The organism is Acinetobacter bouvetii (assembly GCF_902753875.1).
Taxonomy (GTDB): Bacteria; Pseudomonadota; Gammaproteobacteria; order Pseudomonadales; family Moraxellaceae; genus Acinetobacter; species Acinetobacter bouvetii_A.
This window is the reverse complement of sequence record NZ_CADDTS010000006.1, coordinates 63511-85361: the sequence shown is the minus strand read 5'-3', so window position 1 is coordinate 85361 and position 21851 is coordinate 63511. Positions and strand designations below refer to the sequence as shown.

17 protein-coding genes and 2 tRNA genes are annotated in these 21851 nt (G+C 43.3%); 11 read left to right on the top strand and 8 right to left on the bottom strand.

Annotation, left to right across the window (positions count from 1 at the left end; all coding sequences use genetic code 11):
• Positions 1–6 precede the first annotated feature (6 nt).
• Positions 7–894 (bottom strand): SDR family NAD(P)-dependent oxidoreductase, encoded by an 888-nt coding sequence (locus FB6_RS01660; RefSeq protein WP_174558336.1) that lies wholly within the window; start codon positions 892–894, stop codon positions 7–9.
• Between the two features lie 306 nt (positions 895–1200).
• Complete coding sequence (locus FB6_RS01655; RefSeq protein WP_174558335.1) at positions 1201–2478, bottom strand: O-acetylhomoserine aminocarboxypropyltransferase/cysteine synthase family protein; 1278 nt, start codon at positions 2476–2478, stop codon at positions 1201–1203.
• A 309-nt stretch (positions 2479–2787) separates the two neighbouring features.
• Between FB6_RS01655 and ettA the strand changes: the two genes are divergently transcribed.
• Positions 2788–4449 (top strand): energy-dependent translational throttle protein EttA, encoded by a 1662-nt coding sequence (gene ettA / locus FB6_RS01650; RefSeq protein WP_174558334.1) that lies wholly within the window; start codon positions 2788–2790, stop codon positions 4447–4449.
• A gap of 152 nt (positions 4450–4601) precedes the next feature.
• On the top strand, positions 4602–5558 hold the full coding sequence (locus FB6_RS01645) for a cation diffusion facilitator family transporter (RefSeq protein ID WP_174558333.1): 957 nt from the start codon (positions 4602–4604) through the stop codon (positions 5556–5558).
• Positions 5559–5607: 49 nt separating this feature from the next.
• On the opposite strand, the gene FB6_RS01640 is transcribed toward FB6_RS01645, so the two are convergent.
• From FB6_RS01640 to FB6_RS01620, 5 genes are all read right to left on the bottom strand, one after another.
• Positions 5608–5949, bottom strand: a complete 342-nt coding sequence (locus tag FB6_RS01640; RefSeq protein WP_174558332.1) for a hypothetical protein — start codon at positions 5947–5949, stop codon at positions 5608–5610.
• Between the two features lie 137 nt (positions 5950–6086).
• Positions 6087–6162: transfer RNA gene (locus FB6_RS01635), tRNA-Glu, on the bottom strand.
• A gap of 32 nt (positions 6163–6194) precedes the next feature.
• Positions 6195–6270, bottom strand: a tRNA-Ala gene (locus FB6_RS01630).
• Positions 6271–6327: 57 nt separating this feature from the next.
• Positions 6328–7836, bottom strand: a complete 1509-nt coding sequence (gltX, locus tag FB6_RS01625) for a glutamate--tRNA ligase (RefSeq protein ID WP_174558331.1) — start codon at positions 7834–7836, stop codon at positions 6328–6330.
• A gap of 142 nt (positions 7837–7978) precedes the next feature.
• Entirely contained in the window at positions 7979–8278 is a 300-nt protein-coding gene (locus FB6_RS01620) for a hypothetical protein (protein WP_174558330.1), read from the bottom strand.
• Positions 8279–8632: 354 nt separating this feature from the next.
• Here FB6_RS01620 and FB6_RS01615 point away from each other — a divergent pair, with 354 nt between their 5' ends.
• The 9 genes from FB6_RS01615 to FB6_RS01575 all read left to right on the top strand — a co-directional run bounded on the left by FB6_RS01615 (position 8633) and on the right by FB6_RS01575 (position 19195).
• Positions 8633–9634: a sulfate ABC transporter substrate-binding protein gene (locus FB6_RS01615; protein WP_174558329.1), complete on the top strand. Its 1002-nt coding sequence runs from the start codon at positions 8633–8635 to the stop codon at positions 9632–9634.
• 246 nt (positions 9635–9880) lie between these two features.
• Positions 9881–10900 carry a sulfate ABC transporter substrate-binding protein gene (locus tag FB6_RS01610; protein WP_217427317.1) on the top strand — a complete coding sequence of 340 codons (1020 nt, stop codon included), beginning with the start codon at positions 9881–9883 and terminating at the stop codon, positions 10898–10900.
• 262 nt (positions 10901–11162) lie between these two features.
• Positions 11163–12086 carry a 16S rRNA (cytosine(1402)-N(4))-methyltransferase RsmH gene (rsmH, locus tag FB6_RS01605; protein WP_174558328.1) on the top strand — a complete coding sequence of 308 codons (924 nt, stop codon included), beginning with the start codon at positions 11163–11165 and terminating at the stop codon, positions 12084–12086.
• A complete protein-coding gene (ftsL, locus tag FB6_RS01600; protein ID WP_174558327.1) occupies positions 12086–12430 on the top strand; it encodes a cell division protein FtsL in 345 nt (114 codons plus the stop codon). The genes rsmH and ftsL overlap by 1 nt, the downstream gene beginning before the upstream one ends.
• Before the next feature lie 13 nt (positions 12431–12443).
• Complete coding sequence (gene ftsI / locus FB6_RS01595) at positions 12444–14270, top strand: penicillin-binding protein PBP3 (RefSeq protein WP_174558326.1); 1827 nt, start codon at positions 12444–12446, stop codon at positions 14268–14270.
• 10 nt (positions 14271–14280) lie between these two features.
• Positions 14281–15777 carry a UDP-N-acetylmuramoyl-L-alanyl-D-glutamate--2,6-diaminopimelate ligase gene (locus tag FB6_RS01590; protein ID WP_174558325.1) on the top strand — a complete coding sequence of 499 codons (1497 nt, stop codon included), beginning with the start codon at positions 14281–14283 and terminating at the stop codon, positions 15775–15777.
• An 8-nt stretch (positions 15778–15785) separates the two neighbouring features.
• Positions 15786–17195 (top strand): UDP-N-acetylmuramoyl-tripeptide--D-alanyl-D-alanine ligase, encoded by a 1410-nt coding sequence (locus FB6_RS01585; protein ID WP_174558324.1) that lies wholly within the window; start codon positions 15786–15788, stop codon positions 17193–17195.
• A complete protein-coding gene (gene mraY / locus FB6_RS01580) occupies positions 17195–18313 on the top strand; it encodes a phospho-N-acetylmuramoyl-pentapeptide-transferase (protein ID WP_174558323.1) in 1119 nt (372 codons plus the stop codon). The genes FB6_RS01585 and mraY overlap by 1 nt, the downstream gene beginning before the upstream one ends.
• A gap of 78 nt (positions 18314–18391) precedes the next feature.
• The gene (locus FB6_RS01575) at positions 18392–19195 is read left to right on the top strand and encodes a putative RNA methyltransferase (RefSeq protein ID WP_174558322.1); all 804 of its coding nucleotides are present in this window, start codon (positions 18392–18394) and stop codon (positions 19193–19195) included.
• Positions 19196–19232: 37 nt separating this feature from the next.
• On the opposite strand, the gene ponA is transcribed toward FB6_RS01575, so the two are convergent.
• Positions 19233–21761, bottom strand: coding sequence for a penicillin-binding protein PBP1a (gene ponA / locus FB6_RS01570; RefSeq protein WP_174558321.1), 2529 nt, complete (start codon positions 21759–21761; stop codon positions 19233–19235).
• Positions 21762–21851: the final 90 nt, after the last annotated feature.

Genomic DNA, 21851 nt, shown 5'->3' with positions numbered 1-21851 from the left:
ATAATCTTACCAATGTTCACCTGGGAACAAACGTGCATACGCTTTTTGCACCCAATTCAGTTTTTGTGGCTGACCTACCGAAGCAGAAGAACTTGGGAACAGGTTATAACCAATTGACATCAATTTGTTATTAATGTCTGGTGCAATCGAATAGGTGATTGAAGCCAGTCGTCCAAGGTTGGTCGCTACTTTCTTCGGACGTTTGACAATTGCATAGGCAATTAAATCTGATGCCTGCTCAGGAGATAAGGTGGGCACATATTTATAAATTTTGGTTGGCGCAATCATCGGGGTGCGTACCAACGGCATATAGACTGAAGTAATGGCAATTTTATGTGAATGCACTTCAGCAGAAAGACAGCGGCTAAAGGCATCTAGTGCTGCTTTAGATGCGACATAAGCCGAGAAGCGTGTTGCATTGGCCAATACACCAATCGAGCTGATGTTAATGATATGACCATCACGACGTACCATCATTTGCGGCAGGATATTCATGACCAAACGAATGGCACCGAAGTAATTCAGCTGCATGGTACGTTCAAAATCATGGAAACGATCGGTTGATTCATGCACTGCACGACGAATTGAACGCCCTGCATTGTTAATCAGGATATCAATATGATCGACAGAGGCTAAAATTTGTTTTGATACTTCATCAATAGATTCCATGTCATTTAAATCACATGGAAAAACGGAGGCTTTTCCGCCTTTGGCTTCAATTTCTTGTTTGACTTGATCGAGTGTGTCTTTGGTGCGAGCCACGAGCAGAACATGAGCACCGGCATCGGCAAGCCTATGTGCAACAGTCAAACCGATACCACTAGATGCACCAGTGATTAAGACGATTTTTCCGTTAACTCGATTCTGAAAAAGTTTCTCTAGTTTTGAATTCACAATATTTTCCTGGCTTAATGAAATTCTAGATTATGTTTTTTTAATTGATTCTAGGGCTCAAAATATTGGGGAATTTGAGCTATTCTGGAGTAGTCAATAATAGCGGATGTTTAAAAAAAAGCTATAGATAAGTTGTTGAATTTACAAATATAATTAGAGTATTTGCTCTATTATTGTTCTACCTGTAATTTGATTTTTACCATGAATTTAAAATAAAACCAAGAGAAATAACAAGAAAGATGAAGGCTCCTCTCAAGCCTTCTTCGCATCGGGAAGAAGGCTGAAATGTATTGAAATATAAAAGATTTAAACTTGAGCCAGCGCTTGTTCCAAGTCAGCAATCAAATCATCTATATGTTCAATCCCCACGGATAAACGGACCATATCTACACTGACTCCTGCAGATTTGAGTTCTTCCTCATTCAATTGACGGTGGGTGGTGGTGGCAGGGTGGCAAGCCAGACTTTTAGCATCCCCAATATTCACCAGTCGGGTGAAGAGCTGTAGGGCATCAATAAAACGGGTTCCGCCTTCCCGGCCATCTTGCACGCCAAAAGACAGGATGGCAGATGGTTTACCTTTCACATATTTTTGTGCCAAAGCATGCTGAGGGTGGTCTTTGAGTCCGGCATAATTGACCCATTGGACTTTGGGGTGCTGCTGTAAATATTCGGCTACCTTTTGCGCATTTTCGGTGTGGCGTTCCATACGTAGACTTAAAGTTTCCAGACCTTGCAGGATCAGAAAAACACTCAGTGGACTAATGGCTGCGCCGGTATTGCGTAGCGGTACGACACGGGCACGTGCGATATACGCTGCAGCACCCAAAGCTTCTACATAATTGACCCCATGATAACTTGGATCAGGCGTATTCAAGACTTTAAAGCGCTCAGGATATTGGCCCCAGGGAAATTTACCGCTGTCAACAATTGCACCGCCAATGGAATTACCATGTCCGCCAATATATTTGGTCAGGGAATGCACCACAATGTCGGCCCCATGTTCAAAAGGTTTGAGCAGTGCAGGGGTGGCAACAGTGTTGTCGACAATCACTGGTACCCCATATTCATGGGCAATTTTGGAAATGGCTTCGAGGTCAATAATATTGCCCAGTGGATTACCAATCGATTCGACAAATACCAGTTTGGTTTTGTCATCAATTAAGCCTCGTAAGGCTTCCGGATTTTGATAATCGAAGAAACGCACTTCAATGCCCTGTTTAGGCAAAGTGTGAGCAAACAGATTATAGGTACCGCCATATAAGGTGGACACTGAAGCAATATTGTCACCAGCTTCGGCAATGGTTTGAATGGCGTAGGTAATGGCTGACATGCCAGATGCGAGCGCCAAAGCCCCAATGCCGCCTTCGAGCGCCGCCAGACGTTGCTCTAAAACTGCGGTGGTCGGGTTCATAATTCGGGTATAGATATTGCCCTGAACCTTTAAATCGAAGAGATCAGCCCCATGTTGAGTGTTGTCAAAGGCATAAGATGTGGTCTGATAAATAGGTACTGCGACAGCTTTTGTAGTCGGCTCCGGGCTATAGCCGGCATGAATGGCCAATGTTTCATCTTTATAAGTCATGTTTACGTCATCTTCGTGAGTTAATTTTCATCAATATAGCATTTATGAATATTAATAAAACCGCATATTTATAGACATGAATATCTTATTTATTTATAAAGCTAAAAGATTTTCAGCAAAACTGCGGCAACATGAGTTTGCAAAATCATGTTTAAAAAATAAACTCGTCTTTAGTTGTAACAATCTATTGAGGATGAAAGCTATATCTTATTTTTTTGGCACATTCATCGTATAATGCCCGCCAAATATCTGTTCGCCTGCGGCTGTCGTTCGCTTGCGAATGTTGCTTTTTCTATAGAGGAGTCCTACGTGGCCCAATATATTTACACGATGAACCGTGTGTCTAAGATGGTTCCGCCTAAGCGCGAAATCTTGAAAGACATCTCTTTATCATTCTTTCCAGGTGCAAAAATTGGTGTGCTTGGTTTAAACGGTGCAGGTAAATCAACCTTGCTTCGTATTATGGCTGGCGTAGATAAAGATTTCTCAGGTGAAGCGCGTGCTCAACCGGGTATTAAAATCGGCTACCTTGAGCAGGAACCACCACTTGACCCAGCAAAAGATGTTCGTGGTAACGTTGAAGATGGCTTACGTGAACCACTTGATGCACTTGCACGTTTAGATGAAGTTTTCGCTGAATATGCAGCTGAAGATGCTGACTTTGATGCACTTGCAAAAGAGCAAGAGAAGTTAGAAGCAATTATCCATTCTTGGGATGCACACAACATTGTCAACCAAATGGATCAAGCTGCGGCTGCGTTAAACCTTCCAGCTTGGGATGCAGATGTCACCTTGCTTTCAGGTGGTGAACGCCGTCGTGTTGCACTGTGCCGTTTATTGCTGTCTAAGCCGGACATGTTACTTCTTGATGAACCGACGAACCATTTGGATGCAGAATCTGTATCTTGGTTAGAACGTTTCTTGAAAGACTTCCCGGGTACCATCGTTGCGATTACCCATGACCGTTATTTCTTGGATAACGTTGCAGAGTGGATTTTGGAGCTTGACCGTGGCCATGGTATTCCTTACCAAGGTAACTATTCTTCTTGGTTGGAACAAAAGAATGCCCGTTTAGAGCAGGAAAATAAACAAGAAGAATCTTTTGCTAAGGCATTGAAAAAAGAACTTGAATGGGTTCGCTCAAATGCCAAAGGCCAGCAAAAGAAAAACAAAGCGCGTATGGAGCGTTTTGAAGAGCTTAACTCACGTGAGTTCCAACAGCGTAATGAAACCTCTGAAATCTACATTCCACCTGGTCCACGTTTAGGTAACAAGGTTGTAGAAGTTGAAGGCATCAGCAAATCGTTTGATGGTCGCTTGCTGTATAAAGATTTGACCTTCACTGTGCCAGCAACAGCGATTGTCGGTATTGTTGGTCCAAACGGTGCGGGTAAAACAACCTTATTCCGTATGATGACTGGCGAACAACAACCGGATACTGGTACCGTGACCTTAGGTGAATCGGTTAAAGTGGCTTATGTGGGTCAGATCCGTGACACTTTAGATAACAATAAAACTGTTTGGGAAGAAGTTTCTGGCGGTTTAGATATCTTGCGTATCGGTGACTATGAAATCGCATCACGTGCTTATATCGGTCGCTTTAACTTTAAAGGTCAAGATCAGCAAAAACGTGTTGGTGAGTTATCTGGTGGTGAGCGTAACCGTCTACAACTTGCGAAAATTCTGCAAATGGGCGCTAACGTGATCTTACTCGATGAACCATCGAACGACTTGGATATCGAAACCTTACGTGCACTTGAGGATGCCATTTTGGTATTCCCGGGTACAGTGATGGTGGTATCGCATGACCGTTGGTTCCTAGACCGTATTGCAACGCATATCTTGTCATTTGAGAACGAACAGCCTGAATTCTATGAAGGTAACTATGCTGAATATGAAGCATATCGTTTGGCACGTTTAGGTGATGCAGCTGTGCAAAAACGTACTAAATACAAAAAAATTGGCAGTTAATTGCTGATTTTAATGTGAATAAAAAACCAGCCTGCGGGCTGGTTTTTTTGTTTTGATAATAAATTCGAAAAACGTAATTTTATAACTCGATGATTGATTGCTATGCTTTAAAACAATCAATGCAAAATCTTTGGATATAACAGGAGCCAGCAATGAGTGAACATCATGGTCATGATCATAGTCATGCGGTTGTGACTGAAGCCAATATCAAAAAGCTCACTTTTGCTCTGATGCTCACCACGATTTTTTTAATCATTGAGGTGGTTGCTGGCTTTATTACTCAAAGTTTAGCCTTGCTTTCAGATGCTGCACATATGTTTACCGATGCAGCTGCCTTAGCCATTGCTTTAGTAGCGATTAAAATTGGGAAAATGCCTGCGGATAATAAGCGGACTTTTGGCTATCAACGTTTTGAAATTTTAGCTGCCCTGTTTAATGCCTCCATGCTTTTTATCGTGGCCATTTATATTTTATATGAAGCCTATCAGCGTTTTTCTACACCGCCTCAAATTCAAAGCATCGGTATGCTCATTGTTGCTGTAATCGGGCTGCTAATTAACCTGATTTCAATGCGCATCTTATTTTCCAGCTCTGAGCAAAGCTTGAATGTAAAAGGCGCTTATCTGGAAGTATTGAGTGATGCTTTGGGATCAGTAGGGGTGATTATTGGCGCAGCGATTATTTATTTCACTGGTTGGATGTGGGTTGATACCTTAATTGCAGTACTGATTGGGGTGTGGGTATTGCCGCGCACTTGGGTCTTGCTGAAACAGAGTATCAATATACTGCTGGAAGGTGTACCAGAGGAAATTGATATTGAAAAATTACGTCAAGATCTTTTGAACTTAAAAGATGTTGAAAGTATTCATCAATTGAAGGTATGGGCAATTAGCTCCAAGAATATTCATCTGACCGTACATTTATATGCACCACAGGCCGATCATAACCAGCTTTATCGTGAAGCTTTGGAAATGCTCAGCCATGAGCATGGCATTACTGAAATGACGCTACAGATAGAAAATGATGAATGTATAGCGCATTCACACAGCCATGCTCATGGAGATGAAGGGAAGCATTTACATCATGAGCATGATTTACACCAGCACTAGGGTTAAGCCTGTAGCTGATGTGAAATGGAGATGACAAATATAAAGACTTTTAGATTTCCCACTCGTGATTGCATTCACGACATTTCCATTTCTTTTGGGATTGCATAAAGCCTTGCATGGAAATTTTAAAGTCAGGAAGGTCGCGGTAAAACATAAAGCCTGCAATCAAGCAGATGACAAACACAACCACGGTCGCAGTTTGAAGGGTAGTGCCAGCACCATCACCGAAAATCCACATGGCAATGCTAATCAAGACTAAAAGCAACAGGATAAAAACGGCTGGAATTAAAAAGACCAGACTTTTAGGTACCACAGGTCGCGCAGCGGGGCTTCCTGCTTGAGCAACGGGCATAATTTTAGGGCTTTGGCATTTTGGGCAACGATATTGCATTGCAACTCCACAATTCTAATCTATGGCTTATTTTAATCGGAATGAGATAGAAAGCAAAAAACACAAGATTAAAATAGCTTGAATGAAAATTTAGGCAATAAAAAAGCCACTAAATAACTTAGTGGCTTTTTTGAATTTGGCGTCCCTACGGGGATTCGAACCCCGGTTACCGCCGTGAAAGGGCGATGTCCTAGGCCTCTAGACGATAGGGACTTATGAGGCAAACACAGGTAAAACAAAAAACTTGGTGGAGTCAAGGAGGATCGAACTCCTGACCTCTACAATGCCATTGTAGCGCTCTACCAACTGAGCTATGACCCCAGTTTGTGTGAGCGCAATATTAGGGGGATTGCACTCACACGTCAACTATAAAATCAATTATGCTTGATCAACTGCATCATTTTTCGGCAATTTTAAGCTTTCGTTGAGCTTTTCCCATACTTTTGTTTCTTTTTTGCTCGGTCCGCCGACAATTTCAAGCGCATGACGTAAGCGGGCAAATGTTAAGTCAGGACCAATAGTGACCATCGATTGCATGACTGGTGTTGAACTGGTTGAGCCGGCAATGGCAATAAAGAACGTAGGCATAAAGTCTCGCAGCTTAATTTCCATCTGGTTGGCCAAATCCATTAAGGTTTGGCTTACGGTGTCGTTATTCCAGGTAAACAGGCTTTCTAAACGCCAAATGGCAAACTGCAAGCTTTGACGAACCTGTTCTTCAGACAATTTTTTGCTTTCGAACTGTTCTTTGCTAATGCTCGGGAACTGGTTGAAATAAAAACCGGCCCAATTCACCGCTTCAGACAATAAGTTAATACGTGGCTGAATCGCAGCGGCAATATCTTCTAATGTTTGACGGTCTGCTTTCCAAGCCAATAAAGTATTTAATAGTTCAGCAGGAGAGAGTGCTTTAATCCATTGACCGTTGAGCCAATTCAGTTTCTCTACATCAAAGATCGGGCCACCGAGTGATACACGTTGAATGTCAAAGTGATCAATCATTTCTGCCAAAGTGAATTTTTCACGTTCATCTGGCATTGACCAACCCATACGACCCAAGTAGTTCAATAATGCTTCAGGCAAAACCCCGATGTCTTTGTAGTAGTTGATTGAAGTTGGGTTCTTACGCTTAGACAGTTTTGATTTATCCGGGTTACGTAGTAGTGGCATGTGGCAAAGCACAGGCATATCCCAACCAAAGTATTTGTAAAGCAACTGATGCTTCGGTGCAGACGGAATCCATTCTTCACCACGGATCACATGGGTAATTTGCATGAGATGGTCATCAACCACGTTTGCAAGGTGGTAAGTCGGTAAGCCATCAGTTTTCAGCAGAATTTGCATGTCGACTTGTGCCCATGGAATTTCCACTTCACCACGGAGCATATCGTTAAATTTGCAGCTGCCTTCAGCCGGCACTTTCATACGAATGACATGTGCTTCACCCGCAGCCAAACGACGTTGTACTTCCTCTTCAGAAAGTAGTAAGCCACGACCGTCATAACGAGGAGTTTCACCACGTGCTTGCTGTTCCGCACGCATTTGATCCAGCTCTTCCGTTGTTGCAAAGCAGTAGAAGGCATGGCCTTTTTCTACCAGTTCCAAGGCATATTGTTTATAGATGTCCATACGCTCAGATTGGCGGTAAGGTGCGTGAGGACCACCAACATCAGGACCTTCTGACCAGTTTAAGCCTAACCAGCGCAGAGAATCTAAAATCATTTTTTCAGATTCAGGGGTTGAGCGAAGTTGGTCTGTATCTTCAATACGAAGAATAAACTCACCGCCATGTTTTTTGGCAAAACATAAGTTAAACAGGGCAATATATGCAGTACCGACGTGTGGAAAACCGGTAGGAGAAGGAGCAATACGAGTACGAACAGTCATAACCAATTTTTTTCAGAATGTGAATGAAAGCTATTATAACGAAAAAGCCTAATCACTTAATGTTAAATTCAACATTGAAATGATTAGGCTTGGTTTGAACTTCTAAAGGGGTAAGAAGTTCGCTGGACAATTAGGTCGGGAATTAAGAGTTATTTTGCGGGAACAAAGCTTGTACAAAACGAGAAAACTTCTGATTTTGAGCAGCAAAAAAGCTTTGAGTCGGTGCAACTTTAATTTCAGTCAGTACTTTTAAATCATTGTCAGCACGTAAGGTATTGGAACCATTCTTCTGCTGTAGCAATGCTTTTTCAATCAGTGAAGATTTTTCCGGCCCCATTATTTTGCTATCGGTCGCTTTAATTGCCGCAGCATGTCCAAATTGAGCCATAAACCCTAAAGTTAAACTTAAGCTAAACGCTTTAATCAAGTTTGTATATTGCATTTCCACATCCCCCTTATTGGTGCTGGAATTTTATATATTTTTTTAATCCTATGTGTGACTACCATTTAACCACATAAAAAAATACAAAAGTAGAACTGGATCACACTTTTTTACAAAATGATAAAAACTTATAACCCTAGCGTCTTTTTAGCAAATAAATATGGAGACAACATGAAGAAACTCAAAGAAGCAGTGTCTTTTGATTTTTCCCATTATTCATTTATAAGCATATTAAAGCATTTTAGTGAATATCTATAAAATTGATTTTTAAACCATAAATCATTATAAGTTAATGATTGTTAAAATTATTTTTGATTTATATAGTGGCTGGATTATTTAATAAGAGCACTATCGATGAAAAAAATAATCGCATCTACAGTTTTGGCTTTACTCGGGGGAATCACTTCACATAGCTTTGCAGCTAAAGATTTTCTGAATGTGTCTTATGATCCAACGCGTGAATTTTATCAGGAATATAATCAGGCCTTTGGTACTTTCTGGAAAGAACGTACCGGCCAGGACATCAATTTTAAGCAATCTCATGGTGGTTCGGGTAAGCAGGCCCGTTCCGTAATTGATGGATTGCAGGCAGATGTGGTGACCTTAGCCTTAGCAAATGATATCGATGAAATTGTCAATGCTGGACTGATTCATAAAAACTGGCAAAAACAGTTCCCGAATAATTCTGCGCCTTATACTTCCACCGTGGTTTTTCTGGTGCGTAAGGGCAATCCTAAAAATATTAAAGACTGGAATGATTTAACCAAACCTGGGGTGGAAATTATTACGCCTAATCCGAAAACCGGAGGTGCTCCACGTTGGATTTATCTGTCTGCATGGGGCTATGCACTGAAACAGCCGGGCGGTAATGATGCTAAGGCACGTGAGCTGGTCAAAAAGTTATATAGCAATGTCAAAGTGCTGGATTCAGGTGCTCGAGGTTCTTTAACCACTTTTGCTGAGCGTGGCATTGGGGATGTGCTGTTGTCTTGGGAAAATGAAGCATTGCTGGCAACTCAAGGTCTGGGCAAAGACAAATATCAGATTATCTATCCGTCCATTTCAATTTTAGCCGAGCCATCTGTGGCGATTGTCGACAAAAATGTGGATAAAGATGGCAACCGTAATTTGGCTAAGGGTTATTTGAACTATCTATATTCACCTAAAGGACAGGATTTGGCCGCGCAATATTTTTTCCGTCCGCGTAATCCACAAGTTGCCGCAAAATATGCTGCTCAATTCCCTAAAATCAAACTGTTTACGATTGGTAATGTATTTGGTGGATGGGCCAAAGCACAGAAAACCCACTTTGTGAATGGTGCGATTTTTGATCAGATCTACAGCGAGAAAAAATAAATCTTTCTGAAGATTAAAGCCAGTTCTAAAAAACGGATAACAGTTTGTTATCCGTTTTTTGCATATGCAATTCAGAAAACGGTATATATATGGAATAAGTAAACTGTTTTAATTATTTTTAATAAAAACATTATTTTAATTGTATTGGAAAGGTATTTTGTTGAATTGCGGAGAGTTTAATTGATTGCGATTTATGACTTTATTTCATATATTTAGCAGTAATGTAGATGATTGATTTGTATCGCAATGAAAACTCAATTGAAAGCCTTATTTAGTGCAGCATTGCTGGCTTCCAGCATGACTTTTACTGCAACTTCTGCTCAGGCGGCAGAGCGTGAATTTTTAAATGTGTCCTATGATGCAACACGTGAATTTTATGAAGAATTCAACAAGTCATTTGGTGCATACTGGAAAGAACGAACTGGTAATACCGTTAATTTTAAACAGTCGCATGGCGGTTCAGGTAAACAGGCCCGTTCTGTGGTCGATGGCTTAAAAGGCGATGTGGTGACTCTGGCTTTGGCAAACGATATTGAAGAAATCGTCAAGTCGGGTCAGATCCAACCAGGTTGGCAAAAAGAATTTCCATATAACTCTGCACCATACACTTCTACCATCGTGTTTATGGTGCGTAAAGGTAATCCAAAGCATATTAAGGACTGGTCTGATTTGATCAAACCGGGTGTGCAGATTATTACGCCAAATCCGAAAACTGGTGGTTTACCGCGTTGGGTATATTTGTCTGCTTGGGGTTACGCCCTGAAACAACCGGGGGGTAATGATGCCAAGGCTAAAGATTTTGTGGGTAAAATGTACCACAATGTTAAGGTGATGGACTCGGCGGCGCGAGCTTCAATGACCACTTTTGCTGAACGTGGCATTGGTGATGTATTGCTAACTTGGGAAAATGAAGCCTTAGTGACACAAAAAACTTTAGGTAAAAACAAGTTTGATATTGTCTATCCGTCTATGTCCATTCTTACTGAACCATCAGTGGCCATTGTAGATAAAACGGTCGAAAAAGATGGCAATAAATGGTTAGCTAAAGGTTATATCAACTACTTGTACTCACCATTGGGTCAGGAAATGGCAGCTAAATATTACTACCGTCCACGTAATCCAGAAGTGTTAGCGAAATACTCTGCTCAATTCCCTAAACTGAAAACCTTCACTATTGATGAGGTTTTTGGTGGCTGGGCCAAAGCACAACAAACCCACTTTGTGAATGGTGCGATTTTTGATCAGATTTATAACAGTAAACGTTAATCTGAATTGATCGCAAAAAGCCAATCCTGAGGGGTTGGCTTTTTTATGATGGTAGCGTTGTAGAATTCACCATTATTTCAACGATATCAAAAGCAGGGAACAATAAAAATCATATGCACGATAGAGCAGATCTGGATTGAATTCAGTTAGAAACGGTTTTATCTATGAAAAGTAATATTTCCCTACAAAAAGTCGTTTGGAGCTTTATCAAAACAAGGTAATAATGTGCAGTTACATTTTTCCTAGTATTGATTGAACCCTTATGTCGCATATTTCTGTATTACTTCACGAAACTGTTGATGCCTTGTTGGCAGATCGAAATACAGGAATTTATGTCGATGGGACCTTTGGTCGAGGTGGTCATACCCGTTTATTACTCTCAAAATTAGATGAAAATGCACGTGTTTATGCCTTTGATAAAGATCCGCAAGCTTTGGAAACAGCGGCGCTTCTGGAACAGGAAGATTCACGTTTTAAAATTATTCATGCCAGTTTTGCAGATTTGAAGCAGGAACTGGAAGCGCACGGGATTGATCTGGTTGATGGCGTGATGGCGGATTTGGGTGTGTCATCACCACAGCTGGACCAGGCTGAACGTGGCTTTAGTTTTATGAAAGATGGACCTTTAGACATGCGTATGGATAATTCCCAAGGTCCGACGGCAGCTGAATGGTTGGTAGATATTGAAGAAGAAGCCTTGGCAAATGTAATTTTCCAGTATGGGGAAGAGCGTTATAGCCGCCGGATTGCCAAAGCCATTAAAGCTGCAGGTTATATTGAAACCACAGCTCAACTGGCCGAAATTGTTAAAGTGGCGCATCCAAAATGGGAAAAAAATAAACATGCTGCGACCCGAACTTTTCAAGCCATCCGTATTGCCATTAATAAAGAATTAGATGATATTGAAGCTTTCCTCCCGCAAGCGGTAGAGGTGCTTAAACCTGAAGGTCGTCTGGCAGTGATCAGTTTCCACTCGCTCGAAGATCGTTTAATTAAACAATTTATTCAAAAAGAATCGACTTTGGCGGAAGATACCAGTTGGGGATTGCCACAGAAACGGGAAGATACCCGTCGTTTAAAGAAAATTTCCCGAGTCCGTGCCAGTGAAGAAGAGGTGAAAGCCAACCCTCGTTCTCGTAGTGCATGGCTTAGAGTTGCAGAGCGCTTAGCTTCAAAAGGCGAATAATGAAAACTGAAGTTGTTGAAAAGAAATCAGAAAACAAAACAGAAAAAAAATCGATGAAAAAAGTCATCGCTTATGCTGTTTTGCTGCTATTGGTCTTTGTTAGCGCTATTATGGTGGTATTTCAAGTCTTTGAATATCGACATGATTATCGCGAACTCAGTTCTTTTATGCGGGAAAAGGATGATCTGAATGCAGAGTGGGGGCGTTTGCTAATCGAGCAACAAACCTTTGGTGCGACGGCACAGATTGGGACACGCGCAGTGACCCAGTTGCGCATGTACTCGCCACCTGCGGCACAAACGGTCGTAATTTCTTTACCAATGACTTCAGACGATAAAAAATAAGGCTAGCTGTAATATGGTGGACAAGAGAACAAAGCAGACAACACGCAAAAAGCAGCAGCCGATTACGGAAAAAACCACGCTTAGTGTGGATATGTGGCGTTTTTATCTGATGTGGAGCGTGGTTCTACTGTGCTTTTTGGCTTTGGTGGGACGGGCATTTTATGTGCAGGTCATTAACAAAGACTTTTTGCAGAACAAGGCCAATGCTAACATTTTAAGAACGGAAAAAGTCCGCGCCATGCGTGGTGTGATTTATGACCGTCATGGTGTGCCGCTGGCAATTAGTACGCCAGTCATGAAGGTGGTGATTGATCCGCGTGATTATTTTGATACCAAAAAACAGTTTGAAGAAATCACCGCTGAACTGGCGAAAGATCCACATAACCGCAAGCTAAAACGTCAGTTGCCAGATAAAAACCTGAATCTGGATGAACTTGCCGATGCGGTCGGAATTGACCGTGCTGAGCTAAAAAAGAAAATGAACGAAAAGCCTCGTTCACGTTATCTGGTACTGCAAAAAGAAATTCCGCCACAGCAGGCTGAACTGATTGCCAAACGTGAGTTTCAGGGCGTCTATACCGAGAAAAATTATAAGCGTTACTATCCGCAGCCGCAGCCGAATGCACAAATTATTGGCTTAACCAATAGTGAAGGCACTGGGATTGAAGGTTTGGAAATGCAGCTGAATACGGCGTTATCCGGTCATGATGGCGAGCAGCAAATTGTCCGTGACAAACGTGGCAACCGTTTTAAAGATCCTGAAGTGATCAAGGAAGTTGAAGCTGGAGAAAACATCACCCTCAGTATCGATTCACGTCTGCAATATATTATGTATCGTGAATTGACTGCGGCAGGGGTGGCCAATAATGCACGTTCGGCAACAGCCATTGCGGTGGATATCAAAACCGGTGAAATTCTGGCGATGACCAGCTGGCCTTCTTATAATCCGAATGATAAAAAAAGCTTAGCCAATAAAGATGCCATGCGTAACCGCGGTGCAGTCGATTCATTTGAGCCGGGTTCAACCATGAAACCATTGACCGTGGCCATGGCATTGGAAAGTGGTAAATATACGGCAAATACGGTGGTCAATACTTCACCGGGCAGTATGCGTATTGGTAATCATACCATTCGTGATACACATAATTATGGCGCCTTGACTTTGGGCGGAATTATCCAGAAGTCTTCCAACGTTGGGGTAGCTAAAATTGCTTTATCACTCCCTTATGCAACTTTACCGACTTTTTATAAACGTGTGGGATTGGGACAGCGCTCAGCAGTTAAATTTCCGGGTGAAAGTGCCGGTCTGATTTTACCACCAAGCAAATGGAATGTATCTGAAGTCGGCACCATGGCTTATGGTTATGGTCTGAATGCTACGGTATTACAGATTGCCGATGCTTATGCCATGATTGCCAATAAAGGCGTAAAAGTGCCTTTAAGTTTATATAAATTAGAACAGCCACCGAAAGGCGAACAGATTGTTGATCCGAAAATTGCAGAACAAGTGTTATTGATGATGGAAGCCGTGACTTTACCTGGCGGTACCGCGCAACAAGCCAATATTCCAGGCTATCGCGTGGCAGGTAAAACCGGGACCGCACATAAATTGCGTCCGGACCGTAAAGGCTATTCACAAACAGATTATCGTGCCTTATTTGCCGGGATTGCACCGGTCAGTGATCCGCGTTTGGCCATGATTGTCGTGGTTGAAAATCCCAAAGGGCAATATTACGGTGGTCTGGTGGCAGCACCGGTATTTGCACGTGTGATGCAAGAATCACTACGTTTAATGAATGTACCTTTAGATAAACCTTTAGATACTCCCAAAATCCAGTAATAGGTGATGAATGTCCATTACATTTCAAGATCTCTACACCGCCCCAAAAATCGCTGGATGGATGACCAAACCATTCAGTGGTTTTGGTTTAGATAGTCGTAAAGTTGAAGCAGGGCAAATTTTTATTGCCCTGACTAGTTTTTCGCAACCGGAAAAAACCGTGCAATTTGCCCAGTCGGCATTAGCCCATGGTGCTTTGGCGGTGGTGAGTGAAACCGATCTCGGTCTGGAAAATAGTATCGTGGTGCCAAATGTCCGTCATTTGATGGGGTATTGGCAAAAGCAATATTTACAGGCTACGCAACCTGTCGCTGCTACGCGCATTATTGCCGTGACCGGAACCAATGGTAAAACTACCATTTCCCGTTTAATTGCTGAACTGCTGATGTTGCAGGGCCGCAAGTGTGCCGTGATGGGCACCACGGGGAACGGCATTTTGCCAAATCTGGAAGCTTCTTCGCATACCACTCTGGATGCCTTGCAGCTGCAAAATTCCTTACATGAATATGCTCAGGCAGGTGCTGAATTCGCTGCGATTGAAGCCAGCTCCCATGGTCTGGAACAAGGCCGTTTGAATGGCTGTGTCATTGAAATTGCAGCGTATAGTAATTTAAGTCGTGACCATCTGGATTATCACGGTACGCTGGAAGCCTATGCGGCAGCCAAATCGCTGCTGTTTCAATTTACCTCGCTTAAAGTGGCGATTATCAATATTGATGATGCGCATGCACAGGTTATGCTGGATGCCGCCAAAGCCAATTCTGCACAGCCTCGAATTTTAACCTATTCAACCACACAGGCTGCCGATTATCAGGTTCAGGATATTCAATATAGTTTGAATGGTGCCAAATTTAAACTGGTGACTACACAGGGTGAATTTGAAGTGAATAGCCCATTGCTCGGTCATTTCAATGTGGAAAATATTGTGGCTAGTTTGATTGCCGCTGAACAGGCTGGCTTTAACTTGGCCGATTTGATAGCCGTGGCACCACAACTCAAAGGTGCACCTGGTCGCATGCAGGTACTGCGTGATGACCAGCGTCTATTTGTGGTGGATTATGCTCATACGCCAGATGCTTTAATTCAAGTTCTACAAACCCTGAAACGTCATGTTACTCAGAATTTATGGGCAGTGTTTGGCTGTGGCGGTGACCGTGATCGGGGCAAACGTCCACTGATGACGCAAGCAGCACTAGATCATGCCGATGTAGCGCTGATTACCTCTGATAACCCACGGACTGAAAATCCTGAACAGATTTTTGCTGATATGAAAGCCGGCATCCAGTTTGACCATCATGTGGTGCATGAAATTCATGACCGCCGTGAAGCTATTAAATTTGCCGTGAAAAATGCACAGGCAGGTGACATTGTGGTGATTGCTGGTAAAGGTCACGAAAACTATCAGGAAATTGATGGGGTACGGCATTGGTTTGATGATGTGGTTGAAGTGCAATCTGCAATCGATGCACAGCATCACACACCAGATTCAGCTTATCCTGCCCAATAGGAAACAATATGCATACATCAACGACCAGTACGGTACCTTTAGAGCCATGGACAGCTGTTCAGCTGGCTGAAGCGACTCAAGGCTATTGGCTGAATGACCAGATCCCTCAGGGTGAAATCAAGCGTATCTTGAGCGATTCACGTTTTGCAGAAAAAGGCGATGCGTTTCTAGCGCTTAAAGGTGAACGCTTTGATGCCCATGATTTTGTTGCTCAGGTCGCAGGCAAAGGCTGTGAAATTGCCATTGTCAGCCATCCTGTAGATGCGGATATTTGCCAGCTTGTGGTTGAAGATACCCGATTGGCTTTAGGGCATCTTGGGGCTTATCGCCGTGCGCAAAATGCACAACTGAAAGTGATTGCCCTGACTGGCAGCAGTGGTAAAACCACCACCAAAGAAATGCTGGGCAGTATTCTTTCGCGTCTAGCACCAACTCTGATTACTCGCGGTAACCTGAATAACGATTTGGGTGTGCCAATGATGCTGCTTGAGCTGCGTGCCGAACATCAGTATGCCGTTATGGAACTGGGTGCCAGCCATCAGGGTGAGATTGATTACACCTCTAATCTGGTGCAACCGCATGTGGCCGGCATTATCAATATTGGTACGGCGCATCTGGGTGAATTTGGCGGACGTGATGGTATCTGTCGGGCTAAATCTGAAATTTATCGTCATATTGATCCAGCAGGTACCTCAATCGTTCCGGCGGCAGATGATTTTGCAGAACCGATTCGACAAGCGGTACAAACCGAAAAAGTCTTGAGTTTTGGTCAGGGCGGTGAAGTGTATGCAATCGAAATAGAATTGCAGCCACAATCTGCGGTTTTTATGCTGCATACCCCACAAGGCACTCGTCAGGTGAATTTACCCTTTGCCGGTGAACACAATGTGCAAAATGCCACTGCCGCAACGGCTTTTGCCTTGGCGATTGGTATTGCGCTGGATGACATTGTGACCGGTCTGGAGCAGGCTAAAGGCGCAAAAGGTCGTCTGAATTTTATTCGTACTGCAAAACATCTATTTATTGATGACACTTATAATGCCAACCCGACGTCCATGCGCGCAGCTGCAGAAGTGCTGGCGCAGCAGGAAGGGGTTAAGGTGATGGTCATTGGTGATATTGGAGAGTTGGGCGCAAGTGCCGCGCAGCAGCATTATATGTTGGGCCGAGACCTGGTTTCGGTTGCGGGTGTGCATTTCGTGGTGGCTGTAGGTGAGTTTGCACCTGCCGCTCAGGAAGGCGCACGCAGTACCCAATACGGCAAAAAAATGCAGGCCTTCCTGACGCAGGCGCAAGCGCTTCCTTTCTTACTTAGTTTAATTGAAACACATCAACCTCAATCCATGAGTTTCCTGTTTAAAGGTTCTCGCTATACCCACATGGAAACATTGATGGCTGATTTGATGGAGAAACTTTAATGCTGTTATGGCTATTTGAACATCTCGCGGGCTATCACAGCTCGTTCGGCGTGATCCGTTATTTAACCTTGCGATCTTTGCTCAGTGTCTTAACTGCATTGACCATTGGACTGGTATTGGGTCCAATGATGATCCGTAAATTACAGGCATTAAAATACGGACAGGCGGTGAGTTCTTTTGCTCCTGAAAACCATGCCAAGAAAATGGGTACACCGACCATGGGCGGGATTTTGATCCTGCTCTCGATCGGGATATCTACCTTGCTTTGGGCCGATTTATCCAATCCCTATGTCTGGATTGTCCTGGGTGTGATGGTGATTTTTGGGGCTGTAGGTTGGGCCGATGACTGGATTAAGGTTCGCTATAAAGACAATGCTGGTCTGCCTGCGCGTAAAAAATTCTTCTGGACTTCAGTCGGTTCGCTAGGTGCCGGTATTGCGTTGTATGTGATTGCCACTCAACAAGTCAATCCTGTGCACACCAGCAATATGCTGGATCTGTTGATTCCGTTCTTTAAAAATCTGACTATTCCATTATCCGCTATTCCTTTAGGCATTGGTTTTATTATCTTTACCTATCTGGTGATTAATGGGGCATCCAATGCGGTCAACCTGACCGATGGTCTGGATGGCTTGGCGATTATGCCGATTGTTCTGGTTGCTGCTGGTTTAGGGGTGTTTGCCTATCTGGCTGGTGATATTCGTTTTGCCAATTATCTGCATATTCCGTATGTGAAATATTCATCTGAACTGGTGGTGATTTGTGCGGCCATGATTGGCGCCGGCTTAGCCTTCCTGTGGTACAACGCGCATCCAGCGCAAGTCTTCATGGGCGATGTAGGTGCACTTTCATTAGGTGCAATGCTGGGTACTATTGCAGTGATGGTTCGTCAGGAAATTGTATTTGCCATTATGGGTGGGGTTTTTGTAGTGGAAGCCATTTCCGTATTCCTGCAAATCGGTTCGCTGCGTATGCGCAACAAGCGTGTCTTCCTGATGGCGCCTTTGCATCATCATTACGAGAAAAAAGGCTGGCGTGAAACTCAGGTGGTGATCCGCTTCTGGATTATTACAATTATGCTGGTGGTTTTAGGCCTAATGACCTTAAAATTACGTTAAGCAAATATTGAAAAAAGCCGGCATTTGCTCCCACATTTGCCGGCTTTTTTATGGTCGATTGAGACTTTGGAGAAAATTATGAATCTGCTCATGTGTCCTGTCTGTCGTGAGGCATTGCAGTTAACAGAGAAAACATGGCGCTGTGCAAATCATCATAGTTACGATGTAGCCAAGCAGGGCTATGTCAATTTACATGTGGTTCAACACAAGCACAGTAAAAACCCGGGGGATACCCCGGAATCTGTGCAAGCCCGCCGGGCATTTTTGAGTGCCGGTTTTTATGCACCCTTGCAGCAAGCAGTAGTGAAAAAAATCCGTGAATTACGGATTGAAAACCTGCTGGATATTGGCTGTGGTGAAGGCTATTACACCAATGCCATGCAGGCTGAAGTGCTGCAATGTATCGGTGTAGATATTGCCAAAAATGCGGTACAGGTGGCGGCAAAACTGAATAAAAACGTGACTTGGGTGGTGGGAACAGGCGCAACCTTACCGGTGCTGGATCACTCGATTGATCTGTGCAGCAGTTTGTTTAGCCCGATTCCCAAACAGGAAATTTTGCGAGTGCTCAAGCCTGAAGCCTATTTGATGGTGGTGACCCCGGCGACAGAACATCTGTATGCGATGCGTGAGGCGCTGTTTGAAACAGTCAATCCGCATGAGCCGCATAAGTTTGTTGAGCAATTGCAGGACAGCTTTGAGCTGGTTGATGAAAGTATTGTGGAAGCGCCATTTAGCTTGTCTCAAGCGGATTTGAAAAATCTGATTGCCATGACGCCTTATGCCTATAAAGCCAAGCCAGAACGTCGGCAGGTGCTAGAGCAGCTTGAGCAATTTGAGTTAAAGGCTCAGTTCCAGATTTATGTCTTTAAGAAAAAATGAGTGTTAAAAAAGCCCTCAGATGAGGGCTTTTTTAGTTTTACTGAAATACATCTATCAAATGGTCAAGTGCATCTGACTTGTTATTCTGCTTTTCCAAATTAGGTGGATTCTTATTCTCTGGAACCAGGATTTCTTCTCCAGGTAAGTCGTCAAAATCACGTTCCGGAGTATGTGCAGGAGCGACAGGTGCAGGGCGGTATAATGGTAGCGCCAGTGGTGGAGAAGAGCGATCTTCGCGATCAGGCTCACCTACAGTAATGGTTTGGCGATGATTGGTAGGGGCTTTGGCATTTTTATCAAAATGAACCCAGGCAGCAGGTGTGCCTTTTAAGGCATTGCCCATAAAGTTGGTCCAGATTGGTAAAGCTGCAACACCACCGTATTCTCGACGACCCAAAGTCGTTGGCTGGTCAAAACCGACCCAGGCTACTGTTACCAACTTGCCATTAAAGCCAGCAAACCAGGCATCTTTGGCATCATTGGTGGTTCCGGTTTTGCCGCCCAGATCATCACGACCAATACGCAATGCAGCACGACCTGTACCATGCTGGATCACATCACGCAAAATATTGGCCATGTCATAAGCAGAACTTGATTTTAAAATACGTTGCGCTTGGCGGTATTTACTTTTTGCTTCATCCAGTTCCAGTTTTGCCAGTTCTTTTTCTTCAGGCAAAGTCTGATCGGTCACTTGAATTACTTCGTCATCCGGTGTCACGGGTTCGGCTGATTCAGAGTCGTCATCGTTTTGATTAATGCAGGAAATACATGCGTATTCCGGGTTACTTTGATAAATCACTTTACCGTAAGCATCTTCAATCCGGTCAATAAAATGTGGCTGAATGCGATAACCACCATTAGCAAAGGTGGCATAGCCGGTTGCCATCTGGATAGGAAGAACTTGGGGTGTTCCTAAAGCAATGGTGTAGTTTCGTGGAATTTGATTTTCATGTAGGCCAAAATCCATCAATAACTGCCGGGTACGCTCGATACCCACTGTTTGTAGTAATCGAACAGAAACAGTATTTCGAGATAAATACAAGGCACGACGTAATGGAATCATGCCCAGATAACGTCCATCCGAGTTCTTTGGAGACCACTTGCCAATGGTAATCGGGCTATCATTGACCATGCTATAGGGCGTCATGCCACGTTCAAGTGCCAAGGCATAGACAAAGGGTTTAATGGTTGAACCCGGTTGGCGCCAGCCTTGTAGGGCACGATTGAATTTGGACTGATAAAAATTATATCCCCCTACAATGGCTTCAATGGCACCATTATTTGGATTTAATGCAATTAGCTGGCCTTGAGCCTTGGGGATCTGAACCAGTGCCCATGAAGTTTTATTATCATTGGGGCGTAAGCGAATAATATCTTTAACTTTAACAATCTGAGATGCTTTGCTTGGTGCAGGGCCTACGCTGTTGGCATTTCTATATGGATAAGCCCAAGACATGCCTGACCAGGGCACAGTCACGGTAGATCCATCTTGCATCAAGGCATCAAAAGAGTTGTTATCGACTTTGATGACTTTGGCAGGATAGGTGTTTGCATAGGCCATAAAATCGCTTAGAGGCTTGTCATTGGCTTCAGCACCACGCCAACCATGACGACGATCATAAGCTTCCAATCCTTGTTGTACAGCTTCTTCAGCATAGGCTTGGCGTTTACTGTCGATGGTCGTATAAACTTTATAACCCGAATCAATTGCTTGTTCACCAAACTTTTCAATCAATTCTGAGCGGACCATTTCGCCGACATAGGGATATTTGTTATTAATGCCGCGTTCTGGCATATCCAGGTTAATTGGTTCAGCAATCGCCTTTTGATATTGAGGCTGATTGATATAGCCCAATTGCAACATGCGACCTAAAATCCAGTTACGGCGTTCTAAGGCACGGGTCGGATTGACTACCGGATTATATTTGGATGGTGCTTTAGGCAAGCCTGAAATCATCGCCATTTGGGCAATAGTGAGTTGATCCAGATTTTTGTTGTAGTAAATTTTAGCTGCTGCTGCAATCCCGTATGCATTTTTACCCAAGAAGATTTTATTCACGTACAAAGTGAGAATTTCTTCTTTGGTCAGGTTTTGTTCGATTTCGCGGGCCAGGAAAATTTCAGTCAGTTTGCGTTTCAGTGTGCGTTCAGGCGTTAAATAATAGTTTTTTGCCACCTGCATGGTGATGGTCGAACCACCGGTTTGTACATTGGAACCGGTAATGGTTTCACTGACAGCACGGCCTAAACCTTTAAAACTAATCCCACTGTGTTCAAAGAATGAGGAATCCTCTGCAGCAAGAAAGGCGTAAATAAAGGGTTTAGGAATCTGTTTGTATTCCACCGGCACAGATAATTTGCCGCCATACTCAGCAATTAGCTCATTATCAGCACTGTAAACCTGTAAAGGTTTTAATAACGGCGCCTTTTTTAAGGTGGTCATTTTGGGTAGCGATGGGGCAATATAGAGATACATGCCATAAAATCCCATCGGAATTGAGACCAAAACTATAATTATGATCAAAAAAAATGGATGAACATGGCCCGAACGAGATAGCTTTTTCATAACAAGTAAGTTTTAATAAGAGCTAATGGCAAACTAATTGGCGGTCAGTATAGCCTTTACACATGCAGATTGTTAGATGAGTTATTGTAT